This window comes from Nannocystis sp., from assembly GCF_016714285.1.
GTDB lineage: Bacteria > Myxococcota_A > Polyangia > Nannocystales > Nannocystaceae > Nannocystis.
In genome coordinates, this window is record NZ_JADJNN010000002.1 from 818,029 (window position 1) to 830,869 (window position 12,841).

Here is a 12,841-nt window from a genome sequence, read left to right on the forward strand (position 1 = left end):
CGGTCGGCAGGTGTGCGGCCAATCTCCGGTCGCGCCGCAATCTGCGGAGCCGATCCGGGCCGACCGGGTGAATCATGGCAGTTGTCCTGCGGCGAAACACCCCGTCGCATTCATCGCTGTGAGCTGCGGCGCCCCCCGCGCCGCAGCGAGGCCCCCCCGCCGGTATGCAGCACGTGGGCCCGGCCGCGCAGTACGGTGACCGTGTGGCGACATGGCGCCGCCGCGCGCGGCGCGTGCAGGGTCGCCGCCGATCTGCTGCGGCCTCGCGTGCGAACCTGAGCAGCACCAGGGCCACCCGTCTGCGAATACAGGGGGTTCTTGGCCTCAACCGCTTGGTATCCTGGCGGCGTGATTCAGGCGGTCTCAGTGTCATGTTACGGCAGTAGTTCCCGGCAGGTCGGCAAGGATGTTGCGGCCGAGATGAGGGAGGCGCTGGGGACCGACCCCGACCTGGTCCTGCTCTTCTGCGCGGCCGAGTATGACGCGCGTGAGGTGCTGGCCGGCCTCTACGAGCGCCTCGCACCGCAAGTCCGGGTGGTCGGGTGCTCGAGCTGCGCCGAGATCAACAGCGAGGAGGCGACCTCGGGCTCGGTGACCGCGATGGGCCTGTTGCTCGGCGACCTGGTCGCGACGGTCGTCCACGCGAGCGACGAACACCACGACTCGGCCGCGATCGGGCGGCGGCTCGGCGCAGCCCTGGCGCCTGTCGGTGCGTCGCTGGTCATTCTGTTCGTCGACGGTATCGTGCTCAACAGCACCCCGCTGCTCGCGGGGATCCAGTCGGTGCTCGGCGCGAGCGCACCGATCGTCGGCGGCGTCGCTGCCGACGCCCTCACCTTCACCCGGACCGAGGAGTATATGGACCGCGAGGTGCTCAGCGGCGCTGCCGTGGCGCTTGCGCTCTCCGGCCCGCTCGAGATCCGGACCATCGTCGCCGGTGGCTGGCAGCCGCTCGGCAGCGACCGCGTGATCACCCGGGCGTCCGACTCGAAGACGATCGCCGAGCTCGACGGCACGCCGGCGCTGTCGGTGTACCAGCACTACCTCGGCGAGCTCGGCCGCGACCTCGACAACGCCGGGCTCGAGTTCCCGATCGGCGTGATGGCGCCGTCTGAGGGCGACGCGGCGCAGGGCGAGAGGTTCATCCGTGCGGTCCAGGGCGCGACCGCGGACGGCCGCGGAGTCCGGGTCAGCGGCGACATCGTCGAGGGCTCGCGGGTGCGGATCATGCACGCGAGCCGGGACGCCCTGATCGCCAGCGCAGCGGCGGGAGGTGAGCTCGGCCGTCGAGCATTTCACCCGCCGGAGGCCGCGCTGATCTTCGACTGCGCCGGACGCAAGGTGGTCCTCGGCTCGCGCTACCAGGACGAACTGCGGGCGGCCTTCGCGGTCCTACCCGCGGCGCTGCCGAAGATCGGCTTCTTCACCTACGGCGAACTGGCGCCGCATGCCGGCCGGACGATCCATCACGACGAGACGTTCACGGCCGTGCTATTGAGGACCAAGAATGACGCGCAAGGGATGTGAGACCTGCGCCTTCGATCGCCTCGCCGAGCTCGCCGACGACGACTTGATCGCAGCTGTCGAGCGCTGCAGCGAGTGCCCACGGCTCGGCTCTCCAGGCGAGCGCGCTGTTGAACGGCTGCGCGCGTCGGCGCAGCAGGCCCGGCAGGCCGCAACCTCGCCGGCAAGCGCGAGCGGGAGCTGGCCGACCTGAGGCGCACGATGCTACGCAGTGAGGATCGCCTGAGCCGCCTCAGGAGGCTCGTGCATCAGGTCAGCAACCGCGAGCTCGAGACCAAGAGCCGGATGCTGGCGATGCTCTCGTCGATCGCCAGCACCGCGAACGCCTCCCACTCGCTGCTCGAGATCCTCCATCTGTGCCTACGGCCGCTGTGCACGGGGCTGCAGATGGCCTGCGGGCTCGCGCTGATCGGCCGCGAGCTCGGCGAGCACTTCGTCGCCTCGCCGCTCGACGCGCCGGCGCTCGGCGATGCCCTGGCGTCGCTTGAGGGCTCGCCGTGGATCGCGGCGATAAGCCGCGAGAGGGCGCCCGGCGCGTTCAGACTCGACGATCCGCTCTGGGCCGGCGAGTGGCATGGCCAAGCGCTGGCCGCCGGCCTGCGCCGCGCCCTCCACATCCCGGTGCTTGTCGACGGCGTGCGCCTCGGCGGGTGCATCGTCTTCAGCGCTGAGGCGGAGCCGCGCGACCGCGCCGCGGAGGAGCAGTTCGTCGCCGCCGCTTACGACGCGCTGGCCGTCCAGTCGAGCCGGGTGATCGCGCGCGAGCACGCGGCCGCCGCCAACGTCCGCGCGCGCGAGGCCGCCGAGGACGCGAATCGGGCCAAGAGTGACTTCGTGTCGAGCATGAGCCACGAGCTGCGGACGCCGCTCAACGCGATCCTCGGCTACGCCGAGCTCCTGGCCGATGATCTGACCGAGGAAGGTCTGGCCGAGCAGGCCGGGCTCGCCGTGAAGATGGGCCGCGCCGGGCGGCATCTCTCGGGCCTGATCAACAACATCCTCGACCTCTCCAAGATCGAGGCCGGCAAGATGGACGTGGCGATCGAGACCATCGACCTGGCCGAGCTGATCGACGACGTCGTCACCACGCTCGCGCCGATCGCAGAGGCCAGCAAGACGCAGATCTCGACGCCCGCGGACCGGTCGTTGCCACGGATCGAGACCGACGGCACCAAGGTGCGCCAGATCCTCTTCAATCTCATCGGAAACGCGACGAAGTTCACCCGCGACGGCCAGGTGACGGTTCGCGTGGATGTGTCCGTCGAGACGAGGCTCCTGCGACTCACCGTCGAGGACAACGGGATCGGTATGACCGAGGAGCAGCTCGGACGGATCTTCCAGCCCTTCACGCAGGCGGGCGCCGAGATCACGTCGCGCTACGGCGGGACCGGACTGGGCCTGACGTTTCTGCCGTCGCCTCGCGGCGATCCGATGGCACGATCTCCGGCGACCAGCGCGCCTGGCGTGGGCTCTCGGTTCGTCGTGGAGCGGCTGCCGCGCGGCGGGCCTCCGGGTGCGCGTTGAAGCGGCACGCGCAGGTGATCGTTTCTTCACGTCGCTCGCGGACGCCCTCGCCTGAGGCGCAGCCGCGCGCCGACTCCTCTCGCTACGATCCACCCACGACCTGCAGGCCTTCGTCGCCCGCAACGCCCCCATCCGCGCCTTCGAGCATGACGGACCTGCCCGCGACGGTGAAGATCCGCGGTCGATCGCTGGCGCGGGCGATGGCCCGCTCCGGTATCTTGGAGCGGCGGGGCGCTCGAGAAACCGCTCGCGGGGAACAGCGGCTGGGAGACCGGCGCACGCTCGACGGGCGCGGTGCAGAGCCTGCTGACCCGCGGGGCGGACATCGGTCGCTTCACGCTGCTTGGCAAGCTCGGGTCGGGCGGGATGGGGGTCGTGTACGCGGCGCACGACCCGGAGCTCGACCGCAAGGTGGCGCTCAAGGTGCTGCTGCCGGTCCGCGACGGCGGACCGAACGCGGCGGGGCGGGCCCGGCTGCTGCGCGAGGCGCAGGCGCTGGCCCGGCTGTCGCATCCGAACGTGGTCGCGGTGCACGATGTGGGCACCTTCGAGGGGGACGTGTGGATCGCCATGGAGTTCGTGGCCGGGCAGACGCTCGACGCGTGGGCCCGTGAGCGCCCACGCGGGTGGCCAGAGGTGCTGCGGGTGCTCGTCGACGCGGCGCAGGGCGTGGCCGCGGCGCACGCGGTCGGGCTGGTGCACCGCGACCTCAAGCCCGAGAACGTGATGATCGGTGGCGACGGACGTGTGCGCGTGATGGACTTTGGGCTCGCGCATGGGCGCGCGCTCACCGACGCCAGCCTCGAGCTCGCGTCGACGGCGGCTGCCGACGGCCGCGCCCGGCCCGAGCTCGACGCGCTGGCGGCCCAGCTGACGCAGCTCGGCGCGGTGCAGGGTACGCCGGCGTATATGGATCCCGGAGCAGTGGCAGGGCCACGAGGCGGAGGCAACGGCGGACCAATTCGGCTGGTGCGTGATGGCGTGGGAGCTGCTGTACGGCGAGCGGCCCTTCGCCGGGGACACCCTGGTGACGCTGGCGGCCGCGGTGCTGGCCGGGCAACGCAGGCCGGCGCGGCGGGGTCGCAAGGTGCCGACGTGGCTGCGCGAGGTGCTCGAGCGCGGGCTCTCGCTGGCACCTGCGCGGCGCTGGCCGACCATGACCGAGTTGCTGGCGGCGCTGGCCCGCGGTCGGCGACGGGCGCGGCTACGCGGGCCGCTGGCGGCGCTCGGCGGGGTGGTGGCGATCACCGTGACCGGGGTGCTCCTGGGGCGATGGGACCTCGCACAGCGCGAGGCCCGATGCGCGGCGGCCGGGGCCGAGATTGCGACGGTATGGGACGATGCGGCGCGGGCGCGGGTACGGGCCGCGTTCGTGACGACCGGGGTCAGCCACGCCGTGACGACGGCGGAGCGGGTGATGCCGTGGATCGACCGTGAGGCCGAGGCCTGGCAGGCGGCGCGCAGCGAGGCGTGCGCGCAGGCGGAGCTGCGCGCCGCCTGGGACGCGGACACGCTGCGCAGATCGCTGTGGTGCCTCGAGGATCGGCGGATCGAGCTCGAGTCGCTGGTGGCGATGCTCGGACGGGCCGACGCGGCAGCGGTGCAGCAGGCGGTCTCGGCGGCGGCGGCTCTGCACGCTCCGTGGCCGTGCGTCGATGTCGACACGCTGCGGCGTCAGCCGAAGCCACCGGACGACAGTGTGGTGATTCAGGAGATCCGCGGCGAGCTCGCGCGGGTCCACACGCTCGAGCTCGCCGGGCGCTACGAGGAGGCGCTGACGGTCGCCTCGCAGGCCCGGGCGCGGGCCGAGGCGGAGAGCGAGTGGCCGCCGCTGGCGGTGGTGGCCCGCGCGCGCGAGGCCGAGATGTTGATCCGCACCGCAGACTACTCGCAGGCCGAGGCTGCTGACGGACACCTACTACGCCGCGGTGAGGCTCGGCGCGTGGGAGCCGGCCGAGCAGGCGGCGATCCAGCTGATCAACGTGATCGGCGGCAAGTCGGGAAGACACGCCGAGGCGCGCGCGTGGGCGCGGCACGCCGAGGCCGTGGCGGTCCACGCCGTCGACCCGCAGCGGTTGACCGAGAGCATGCGACTGTCGGCGCTGGCGGAGGTGGAGTACGCGGCGGGCGACATCCCCTCGGCGCTGGCCGGGTTCGAGTCGGCGCTGCGCCTGACGGAGGCGGCCCTGGGGATCGAGCACCGCTGGTGGCGAACGCGCTCAACAATGTGGCGGTGATGCATTACCTGAGCGGCGACCTGACACGCGCGCGTGGGTTGCAGGAGCGCAGCCCGAGCTCTCGCAGCGGCTGCTTCGGGCCGGAGCACCCCGAGGTCGCGACCAGCCTGGGCAACCTGGCGCCGGTGCTCGCGGATCTGGGCGAGCACGACGCGGCTCAGCGGCTGTATGAGCAGGCGCTAGCGATCCGCGAGCGGGCGCTGGGGCACGACCACCCCGACGTGGCCCGCAACCTCAACAACCTGGCGACGATGCTCGCCGAGAAGGGGGAGCACGCGCGGGCGCGGGAGCTGTTCACGCGGGCGCTGGCGATCCAGGAGCGGGTGTATGGCCGCGACAACCTCGAGCTGAGCGCGACGCTCAACAACCTCGCGCTCTCCTACGATCGCACCGGCGAGCTGAAGGAGGCGCGGGCCCTGTTCGAGCGCAGCCTGGCGATCTACATCGCGGCGCTCGGGCACGATCACCTCAACGTCGCTACGACGATGCATAACCTCGCCAGCACGGAGCTCGCGCAGGGGGCTCGCGCAGGCTCGGGCGTTGTTCGAGCAGGCGCTGGCGATCCGCGAGAAGCTGCTGGCGCCAGGCGATCTGGATGTGGCGACCACGCAGACGACCCTGGCCGGCGTGCTGCTCGAGCTCGGGCGATCCCGCGAGGCGCTGGGCTTGGTGAGCCGGGCGATGACTGTGTTCACCGCCAAGCCGCCGGGGACCGCGATCGAGTTTGCGGCGCGCTTCGTGCTCGCGCGGGCGCTGGTGGCGACCGGCGGTGATCGGGCGCTGGCGCTGGCCGAGGCCGAGCGGGCGCGGACGGGCTTTGAAGGGCTCGGCGCGGACGACACGGGACACACGCGCGCATCGAGGCGTGGCTGGCGTCACAGCGGCGAGGCCGACGCTAGCACTGCGCTGGCCCGCGACAGCAGGCTAGCGCCCGCGATCGATCCGCCGCAGCGACCACGAAGTAAGCGCCAGGCAGATCAGCAGATAAGCCACGAGCACCCCCCACACCGTCAGGATATGTCCGGTCCCTGGATCGTAGTTCACCGTCGCGTACGCAGCGCAGCTAAACACGTCCCCTGGCACCTCGCAGGTCGTCATATCCCGCGGCTCTAACAGATGCGCGATCGACCCGAAGCCCTTCCATCCCCAGCGCGCCCCCCGTCACATACGATAACGGCGCCAGCATGGCCGGTAGCGGCATCAACGCCATGGCGAACACCAGCTGCGGGATCAAGGCCAGCGGCACCACGCTCATCGCCTTGTCCGACGACGACACCGTCGTCGAGATCAAGAGCCGAGCCCCACGCCCGACAGCGTGGTCAGGAACACCGTCACCAGCGACGCCCCCAAAGCCCCAGCGGCGGCGCCCGCACGACGTCGACAAACCCGTCGGGCGTCAGCATCGCAAACTCCGCCGTAAAGTCCACGCGGACGGCGATCACCGCCAGCAGCACGAGCGACTGGATCAGACAAAGCCCCGCGAGCACCACCAGCTTCGACCCCAGATACGCCCCGATGCGCAGATTGGCCAGTCGCTCGCGGCGATAGATCTTCGCCTCCTTCGTCACCTCGCGGACCGAATTGAGCACCCCGAACCACACCCCGATGACGCTGAGCAAAAACAGCACCAGGCGGCCGTTGCTCGAGACCGGCGACTGCAGCGCGTTGGCCCGCGACGCCAGCAGGATCACGACCCCGATGATCGGCGCCTGCATCAACAAGATCAGCAGATTTCGCCGATCTGCCAGCAACAGTCGCACATAACGCGCCGTCAAGATCCCCAGCTGACGGATCAGCGACGCGCTGGGTGGCACCGGCGGCGGCGCCTCGATCGCCGGCGGCGTCTCTTCCACGCTGAATCGGTACTGCCCCGGGGCGAACGCCGCCACCCCGATCCCCGAGGTCTCCGAGTCCGCCGGGCGCCCACGCGCCTGCTGCCGCTCGTACACATAAGTCTGATAATGCTTGGACTTGCGATAGCGGATCTCCCACAGCTCCGCCATCATCGGCGCCGCCGTCGCGCCCGGGTGGTGCTTACACCACACCGCATATTCCGCCGCCAGCTCCCCGCCCGTCCCCGTACTCCTCGCTCGCACGCCCGTGCAGCGGGTGTAGATATCCGCGAAATCTCCGTTCGCCCCGAACATCAGCAGCGCCTCGGCCGGCGGCCCGTAGTAGACCAGCCGCCCCGCCGCCATGAAGCCGACCAGGTCACACTGCATGATGTTGGCCGTCCGCGTGGGTCACCAGCACCACCGTGCGCCCCGAATCGGCCAGATAGCGCAGCGTGTACATCATCCGCTTCCGAGCCCGGGGTCCAGGCCCGAGGTCGGCTCATCGAGGAAAAACAGGCTCGGGTCGGCCAGCAGCTCCGACGCGATCGACACCCGCTTGCGCTCGCCGCCCGACAGGTCGACGATGCGCTGCTGGCGGTGCGCGCTCATCTCCACCTCCTCCAGCACCCGGACGATGCGCGCCGAGATCTCCGCCGCCGTCGTATCCGCAGGCAGGCGCAGCTTCGCGGTGAAGGCCAGCGCATCCTCGACCCGCAGGTTCGCGTGCAGGATGTCGTCCTGCGGCACGTAGCCGAGCACCCCGCGGTAGCAGTCATAGTTCTTGTAGAAGTCGTCGCCGTTGACTTGCAGCGCCCCGCGGTCCGCCCGGCGATAGCCGGCCAGCGCGCCCATGAGCGTCGACTTCCCCCGACCCCGAGGGCCCCACGATCGCCACGAACTCCCGCGGTTCGATCACCAGCGACACCTGATCGAGGATCACCCGGCCCGCCTCGTTCTTGCGGGTCAGGCCGCGCGCGTCGATCCGCACGCTCCGACCTGGTCGAGCTGATCGAGCGATCGCCCGGTGTAGGTCAGCTTGAACGGCCCCACCTGGACCACGTCGCCCACGCGCAGGCGATGCTGCTGCTGCACCCGCGTCCCGCCGACGAAGGTCCCGTTGGTGCTCCCGAGGTCGAGCACCTCGTGGCCTTTGCCTGCCCGGCGCACCTCCGCGTGCATGCGCGACACCTGCAGGCTCGGCAGGGTGAGGTCGCAGCCCTCGCGCCCGATCGTCGTCACGTCGCGGTCGAGGTGGACCCGCTGCACCGGCGCCGACTGCTGCGCCTGCGAGCGCTTGCCCACGTCCTGGTAGACCAGACTGACAAAGTTTCCGGTCGCCCGCTCACCGATGCGGATCACGTCGCCGTCGGCAAACACGTGACTCGGCACCCGGGTCCCGCGGAACATCAGCCCCGTCGTGTTCTCCAGGTCGACGATCCGGTGCCCGCTGCCCATCGGCTCGATGCGCGCGTGATAGGGCGCCACCCCGGGCGCCACCACCACAACATCGTTGTCCGGACGGCGGCCGATCCGCAGCGGGCGCTGCCCAAGGCGCACGTCGCTGAGCTTGCGCCCACGGTCCTCGACCGACAGGTACGTCGTCGAGGACCGGATCAGGATCGTGTCCTCGCTGAGGCCGCCCGCCATTCCCGGCCATGGTAGCCAGTTTGCACAGCCGCGAGAAATCCAGCGCATCCGCAGGTCTGCACGGTTCGCGCGGGCTCGCGCGGGCCTGATCGCGCTTCGGGCCGCTCCACGATCTGTGTTAGGCTGGCCCCCCGATGACGGCACATGCGAGATGGACGCGGGTGTTGCCCGGGGCGCTGCTCGGTTGCGCCTCGGTCCTGGCTCTCGGCTGCGACCTCGACGAGGTCGAGGTCAAGAACGACAAGGGCGCCACTTATCAGACCGAGTCAGCCTCGCGCGGCACCCGGGTGCTCACCGCATCGGACGGCTCCAAGGTCACGATCCAGCGCGACGGCACCATCATCAAGCCAGACGGCAGCAAGATGCAGGTCAAGCGCGACGGCACGATCGTGATGCCCAACGGCGACCGCGTGCGTGTCTTCCCGGACGGCAGCAAGTCGACCCTCTCGATCGAGCGCACCGAATTCCGCTCCGATGGTGCCACGGTCGTCACGGCCGACGATGGCAGCCGCACCGTGATCGGCGCCGACGGCTCCGTGTCCCGCGAGTTCGCCGACGGCACCAAGTCACGGTTGACGATCGATCGCCCGCCCACACCAGCACCGACGCCAACTGTCTCGCCGACGCCCGCTCCTGCTCTGCCAATCCCGCCGACCTGACGGCGCTGACAACAGCGGCGCCACGAGGGCGCCACGTCCGCAGCCCGGTTCACACCGCGTGGGCGTGCTGATGCGAATTGGCGGACGGCCGCGTATAAAACAGCGTGATCGTCAGGCAGTGGAACTCGCTGTCCGAGCTCTGAGTCACCACTTTGTCGACGATGTCGACGCCTGGGTTGGCCTCCAGCCACTCGTTGATACGCTCGCTGATCTGCTCTCGCTCCCAAGCCTTGGTCGCCGAGAACACTTTGACTCCGGTAAACGCCACCATGATCCTCTCCCCGTCGCAGGCAGGGGGTGATGCGCCTGCGTCCCGCATCAGATACACCGCTGCGCGAATTTACAAAAGGCCAAATTCCACGGCGGGTCCTTGGCCGCGATCAACACCATCTGCACTTTATGTAATTCGCATCACAAACACGTCGCCCATTGTGCACTGAACGGCCCATCACCCACTCCGCCTGGAGGCCCCACGAGCATGGCGTGCCGCTACACTGCGCGCCGCATGACCGCCGACGCCGAACCCTGGGCAACCCTGAGATCCGCTTGCACGACGCCGGCGACGGCGACTGAACGCCGCCGGTGAACGCCTCGAGGCCCTCGCTGCCCTGCTCGCCGATGACGAGCGGGCCCTCGGCGTCGAGACCCGCGACATGAGCACCCTCGGCCAGCAGACCCTGCACCCCGGAGCTCGTCGTCTACACCCGCCCCGACGCGCTCGAGGGCCTGGGCGAGCTCGCCACCCGCCTCGCCGAGCAGCTGCGCCTCGCCCTGGTCCAGGTCCCCACCGTGCGCACCGACGACGACTGGCGCGACACCTGGAAGCAGTTCTACAGCCCGATCGTGTACGGCGACGGCGCCCTGCTCCTGCGCCCCAGCTGGATCGAGCGCCGCCCCGGCGACCCACCGCTCGAGCTGATCCTTGATCCCCGGCCGTGCCTTCGGCACCGGCCAGCACGAGACCACCCGCCTGTGCATGGACGCCCTCGTCGACCTGTCCCAAAAGACACCCCCGAGCAGCGTCCTCGATCTCGGCTGCGGCTCCGGCATCCTCGCCCTCGCCGCCGCCCGGCTGTTCCCCGCCGCCCGTATCAGCGCCGCCGACAACGACCCCGAGGCCACCGACACCACCCGCGAGAACGCCGACCACAACCACCTCGGCGATCGCCTCGAGATCCACACCGGCACCGCCGCCGAACTCACCGGCCAGCACGACCTCATCCTCGCCAACATCCGCCCCTCCGTGCTGATCCCGATCGCCGGCCAGATCGCCGCCCACCTGGCCCCCGGCGGCCTCGTCGTCCTCAGCGGCATCCTCGGCGACGAGGCCGACGAGGTCCTGGCAGCGTACCGCGCGATGGGCCTGCATCTGCACGCCCGCGCCGACTTGAATGAATGGTGCGCCCTGCACCTGCGCGCGGGAGATCCCGCGTGAGCCTCCGCGTGTTCGCCGCGCGGCCGCCCGCCGACGAGCCCGCGGTCCTCGATCCCGACGAGAGCCACTACCTGCGCCGGGTCCGTCGCGCCCCCGACGGCGCCGCCCTCGAGCTCATCGACGATCGCGGCGCGCTCTGGTCCGCCCGCGTCCGCGGCGGCGACGCCCGCCGCAGCGAGGTCGATCTACTCACGCCGCTCGTCGTGCCCGCGCCCTCGCGCGAGCTCGTGCTCTTACTCGGCCTCCCCGGAACCCAGCGCCGTGCTCGAGATCCTCCCCGGCCTCATCGAGATCGGCGTCACCACCATCGTGTGGACCCGCTGCGCCCGCAGCCAATCCCCGCCGCCCGGCCAAGCCCGCCTGGACCGCGTCGTCCGGGCCGCCCAGCGCCAGTGCGGCCGCCCCAACGCCCCGCACTTCGTCGGCCCCCACGAGCTCGAGACGGCCGCGAGTGTACGCACCGATCTCGCCGGATTCTTTGCCTGGGAGCAGCGCCGCGGCCTCGCGGACAGTCTCGCGCTGACCGGCGGCGCCCGCCTTTTGGTCGGCCCGGAGGGCGGCCTCACCCCCGCCGAGGCGGAGCTCCTCGCCGCCACAGGACTGCAGCCGCTCGGCCTCGGCCCCTACACCTTGCGCACCGGCACTGCGGCCCTGGTCGGCCTCGCGCGCCTCATGTTCGCGCCATCACCTCGCTGACGCCGCGTTCCGTCGCATCTGCATCGATCGCGGCGAGCGTCCGCCGGGGATCGCCGTGATATTGTGCGAGCCCCATGATCTTCGGCTCCAAGAAGGGCGTACCGGGCCCCTGTCCCGCCTGCGACGCGCCGCTCGACGCCAGCGTCGTCGCCCAGGCGCAGCCGCGCTGCCCCGCCTGCGGCCAGTCGCTGGTCCCGGTCCGCGTCGCCGGCTTTTGGCGCCGCTCGCTCGCCGCGATCGTCGACACCGCGGTCCTCCTCTTCACCGCCGGCCCCCTCTTCTACGCGCTGCTGCGTATCACCGATAACCCGGGTCCGCTGCGCGGCGGCCTCGGCCTCGACGGCGTCCTGCAATTCCTCGCCGTCGACCCGCTCGACATCGTCCTTTGGTGCGCCCGCTGCTCGGCATGGCCGCCCTCTACTTCATCCTATTTGTCGCATTGTCGGGCCGTACGCCCGGACAGAAGCTGGTCGGCATCCGCGTCATCAACCGTGCCGGTGGGCCCCCTGGGCCATGGCGCGCGATGCTCCCGACTCGCAGGCACGGGCCCTCGGCCTCGCACCCGGTGGTCTCGGTTCGCTATGGATGGCCTTCGACCGTGAGAAGCGGGCGTTCCACGATTACCTGACCGGCACCTACGTCGTGAGGGAACATTGAGCCTCCTGCGCAGCTACCTCGAATCCAACCACATCCTCAGCACCGCCGACCTCGACGGCGCAGCGCGTCACCTGCAAGCCCAGGGCGGCAGCCTCGACACGGCCCTGCTCGAGCTCGGGCTGCTCACGGCCGCCGACCTCGACACGCACCTGGCCAAGGCCTGCGGCCTGCCCACGGTCCCCGCGCGTCTGCTCGAGACCGGCCCCGTGCGCCCCTGGTCGCTGGTCCCGAAGGCCCTGGTCGACATCGGCTGGGCCATGCCGCTCGCCGTCGAGGACGGCAACGTCCTCGTCGCCGTCCACCCCGATCTCCCCGACGCCCGCCTCGGCCAGCTCTACCGCCAGATCCGCGGCTTCATGCCGATGGTCGCCCCCGAGTGCTGCCTCGCCAAGCTCGCCGCTGAGCGCAGCGGTGGCATCGTCGCCCCGCGCCACGCGATGCTCCTGCTCGACATGCTCGACGCGCTGCAGGGCCGCGCGACGCCGCCTGGCGCCCCCGCGAGCCCCGAGCCTCGCAAGCAGGTCGAGCTCGAGAACACCTTCCGCGAGCCCCCCGCCGACAGCGCCGCCGCGACCGTCATGCTCCCGGTCCCAGCGCCCGACGCCGCGGAGAGCCTGAGCGCCACCG

General features: G+C 71.0%; 13 protein-coding genes and 4 pseudogenes. 11 read left to right on the forward strand and 6 right to left on the reverse strand.

Annotation, left to right across the window (positions count from 1 at the left end; all coding sequences use genetic code 11):
- Nucleotides 1-420 precede the first annotated feature (420 nt).
- The 5 genes and pseudogenes from IPJ59_RS07605 to IPJ59_RS37625 form a co-directional block, all read left to right on the forward strand.
- Nucleotides 421-1,527: an FIST signal transduction protein gene (locus IPJ59_RS07605; protein ID WP_293270547.1), complete on the forward strand. Its 1,107-nt coding sequence runs from the start codon at nucleotides 421-423 to the stop codon at nucleotides 1,525-1,527.
- Nucleotides 1,528-1,818: 291 nt separating this feature from the next.
- Nucleotides 1,819-3,048 carry a sensor histidine kinase gene (locus IPJ59_RS07610; RefSeq protein WP_293270548.1) on the forward strand — a complete coding sequence of 410 codons (1,230 nt, stop codon included), beginning with the start codon at nucleotides 1,819-1,821 and terminating at the stop codon, nucleotides 3,046-3,048.
- 294 nt (nucleotides 3,049-3,342) lie between these two features.
- Nucleotides 3,343-4,485: a serine/threonine-protein kinase gene (locus IPJ59_RS37615; RefSeq protein ID WP_366524551.1), complete on the forward strand. Its 1,143-nt coding sequence runs from the start codon at nucleotides 3,343-3,345 to the stop codon at nucleotides 4,483-4,485.
- A 427-nt stretch (nucleotides 4,486-4,912) separates the two neighbouring features.
- A pseudogene (locus IPJ59_RS37620) lies at nucleotides 4,913-5,716 on the forward strand (tetratricopeptide repeat protein); the annotation flags it as partial.
- Nucleotides 5,717-5,825: 109 nt separating this feature from the next.
- Nucleotides 5,826-5,921 (forward strand): annotated as a pseudogene (locus IPJ59_RS37625) (hypothetical protein); the annotation flags it as partial.
- A gap of 288 nt (nucleotides 5,922-6,209) precedes the next feature.
- On the opposite strand, the gene IPJ59_RS07620 reads toward IPJ59_RS37625, so the two are convergent.
- From IPJ59_RS07620 to IPJ59_RS07635, 4 genes are all read right to left on the reverse strand, one after another.
- Nucleotides 6,210-6,383, reverse strand: a complete 174-nt coding sequence (locus tag IPJ59_RS07620; protein ID WP_293270552.1) for a hypothetical protein — start codon at nucleotides 6,381-6,383, stop codon at nucleotides 6,210-6,212.
- Nucleotides 6,384-6,616: 233 nt separating this feature from the next.
- Nucleotides 6,617-7,507, reverse strand: a complete 891-nt coding sequence (locus IPJ59_RS07625) for a hypothetical protein (RefSeq protein WP_293270554.1) — start codon at nucleotides 7,505-7,507, stop codon at nucleotides 6,617-6,619.
- 72 nt (nucleotides 7,508-7,579) lie between these two features.
- Nucleotides 7,580-7,972 carry an ATP-binding cassette domain-containing protein gene (locus IPJ59_RS07630; RefSeq protein WP_366524552.1) on the reverse strand — a complete coding sequence of 131 codons (393 nt, stop codon included), beginning with the start codon at nucleotides 7,970-7,972 and terminating at the stop codon, nucleotides 7,580-7,582.
- A 111-nt stretch (nucleotides 7,973-8,083) separates the two neighbouring features.
- The gene (locus IPJ59_RS07635) at nucleotides 8,084-8,767 is read right to left on the reverse strand and encodes an FHA domain-containing protein (RefSeq protein WP_293270556.1); all 684 of its coding nucleotides are present in this window, start codon (nucleotides 8,765-8,767) and stop codon (nucleotides 8,084-8,086) included.
- A gap of 134 nt (nucleotides 8,768-8,901) precedes the next feature.
- On the opposite strand from IPJ59_RS07635, the gene IPJ59_RS07640 reads away from it, so the two are divergent.
- On the forward strand, nucleotides 8,902-9,426 hold the full coding sequence (locus IPJ59_RS07640) for a hypothetical protein (protein ID WP_293270558.1): 525 nt from the start codon (nucleotides 8,902-8,904) through the stop codon (nucleotides 9,424-9,426).
- A 49-nt stretch (nucleotides 9,427-9,475) separates the two neighbouring features.
- Here the strand turns inward: IPJ59_RS07640 and IPJ59_RS07645 are convergent, their stop codons facing one another.
- Nucleotides 9,476-9,697, reverse strand: coding sequence for a hypothetical protein (locus tag IPJ59_RS07645; RefSeq protein WP_366524553.1), 222 nt, complete (start codon nucleotides 9,695-9,697; stop codon nucleotides 9,476-9,478).
- A 651-nt stretch (nucleotides 9,698-10,348) separates the two neighbouring features.
- Here IPJ59_RS07645 and IPJ59_RS07650 point away from each other — a divergent pair.
- The 3 genes and pseudogenes from IPJ59_RS07650 to IPJ59_RS07655 all read left to right on the forward strand — a co-directional run bounded on the left by IPJ59_RS07650 (nucleotide 10,349) and on the right by IPJ59_RS07655 (nucleotide 11,557).
- Entirely contained in the window at nucleotides 10,349-10,861 is a 513-nt protein-coding gene (locus IPJ59_RS07650; protein WP_293270562.1) for a 50S ribosomal protein L11 methyltransferase, read from the forward strand.
- Nucleotides 10,822-11,028: pseudogene (locus IPJ59_RS37630) on the forward strand (RNA methyltransferase PUA domain-containing protein); the annotation flags it as partial. The gene IPJ59_RS07650 and the pseudogene IPJ59_RS37630, both read left to right, overlap by 40 nt.
- Before the next feature lie 16 nt (nucleotides 11,029-11,044).
- A complete protein-coding gene (locus IPJ59_RS07655; RefSeq protein WP_366524563.1) occupies nucleotides 11,045-11,557 on the forward strand; it encodes an RsmE family RNA methyltransferase in 513 nt (170 codons plus the stop codon).
- Here the strand turns inward: IPJ59_RS07655 and IPJ59_RS07660 are convergent.
- On the reverse strand, nucleotides 11,532-11,804 hold the full coding sequence (locus IPJ59_RS07660; protein ID WP_293270565.1) for a hypothetical protein: 273 nt from the start codon (nucleotides 11,802-11,804) through the stop codon (nucleotides 11,532-11,534). The genes IPJ59_RS07655 and IPJ59_RS07660 overlap by 26 nt on opposite strands.
- A gap of 159 nt (nucleotides 11,805-11,963) precedes the next feature.
- On the opposite strand from IPJ59_RS07660, the gene IPJ59_RS37635 reads away from it, so the two are divergent.
- A complete protein-coding gene (locus tag IPJ59_RS37635; protein WP_366524564.1) occupies nucleotides 11,964-12,185 on the forward strand; it encodes an RDD family protein in 222 nt (73 codons plus the stop codon).
- A gap of 25 nt (nucleotides 12,186-12,210) precedes the next feature.
- Nucleotides 12,211-12,841 (forward strand): annotated as a pseudogene (locus IPJ59_RS07665) (hypothetical protein); the annotation flags it as partial.

What these genes read in the sequence shown, in the direction of transcription:
- IPJ59_RS07605 (WP_293270547.1), top strand. Translation starts at nt 421, where the DNA reads ATGAGGGAGGCGCTGGGGACCGACCCCGACCTGGTCCTGCTCTTCTGC.
- IPJ59_RS07610 (WP_293270548.1), top strand. Translation starts at nt 1,819, where the DNA reads ATGCTCTCGTCGATCGCCAGCACCGCGAACGCCTCCCACTCGCTGCTC.
- IPJ59_RS07620 (WP_293270552.1), bottom strand. Translation starts at nt 6,383, where the DNA reads ATGACGACCTGCGAGGTGCCAGGGGACGTGTTTAGCTGCGCTGCGTAC.
- IPJ59_RS07625 (WP_293270554.1), bottom strand. Translation starts at nt 7,507, where the DNA reads ATGCAGTGTGACCTGGTCGGCTTCATGGCGGCGGGGCGGCTGGTCTAC.
- IPJ59_RS07630 (WP_366524552.1), bottom strand. Translation starts at nt 7,972, where the DNA reads ATGGGCGCGCTGGCCGGCTATCGCCGGGCGGACCGCGGGGCGCTGCAA.
- IPJ59_RS07635 (WP_293270556.1), bottom strand. Translation starts at nt 8,767, where the DNA reads ATGGCGGGCGGCCTCAGCGAGGACACGATCCTGATCCGGTCCTCGACG.
- IPJ59_RS07640 (WP_293270558.1), top strand. Translation starts at nt 8,902, where the DNA reads ATGACGGCACATGCGAGATGGACGCGGGTGTTGCCCGGGGCGCTGCTC.
- IPJ59_RS07645 (WP_366524553.1), bottom strand. Translation starts at nt 9,697, where the DNA reads ATGGTGGCGTTTACCGGAGTCAAAGTGTTCTCGGCGACCAAGGCTTGG.
- IPJ59_RS37635 (WP_366524564.1), top strand. Translation starts at nt 11,964, where the DNA reads ATGGCCGCCCTCTACTTCATCCTATTTGTCGCATTGTCGGGCCGTACG.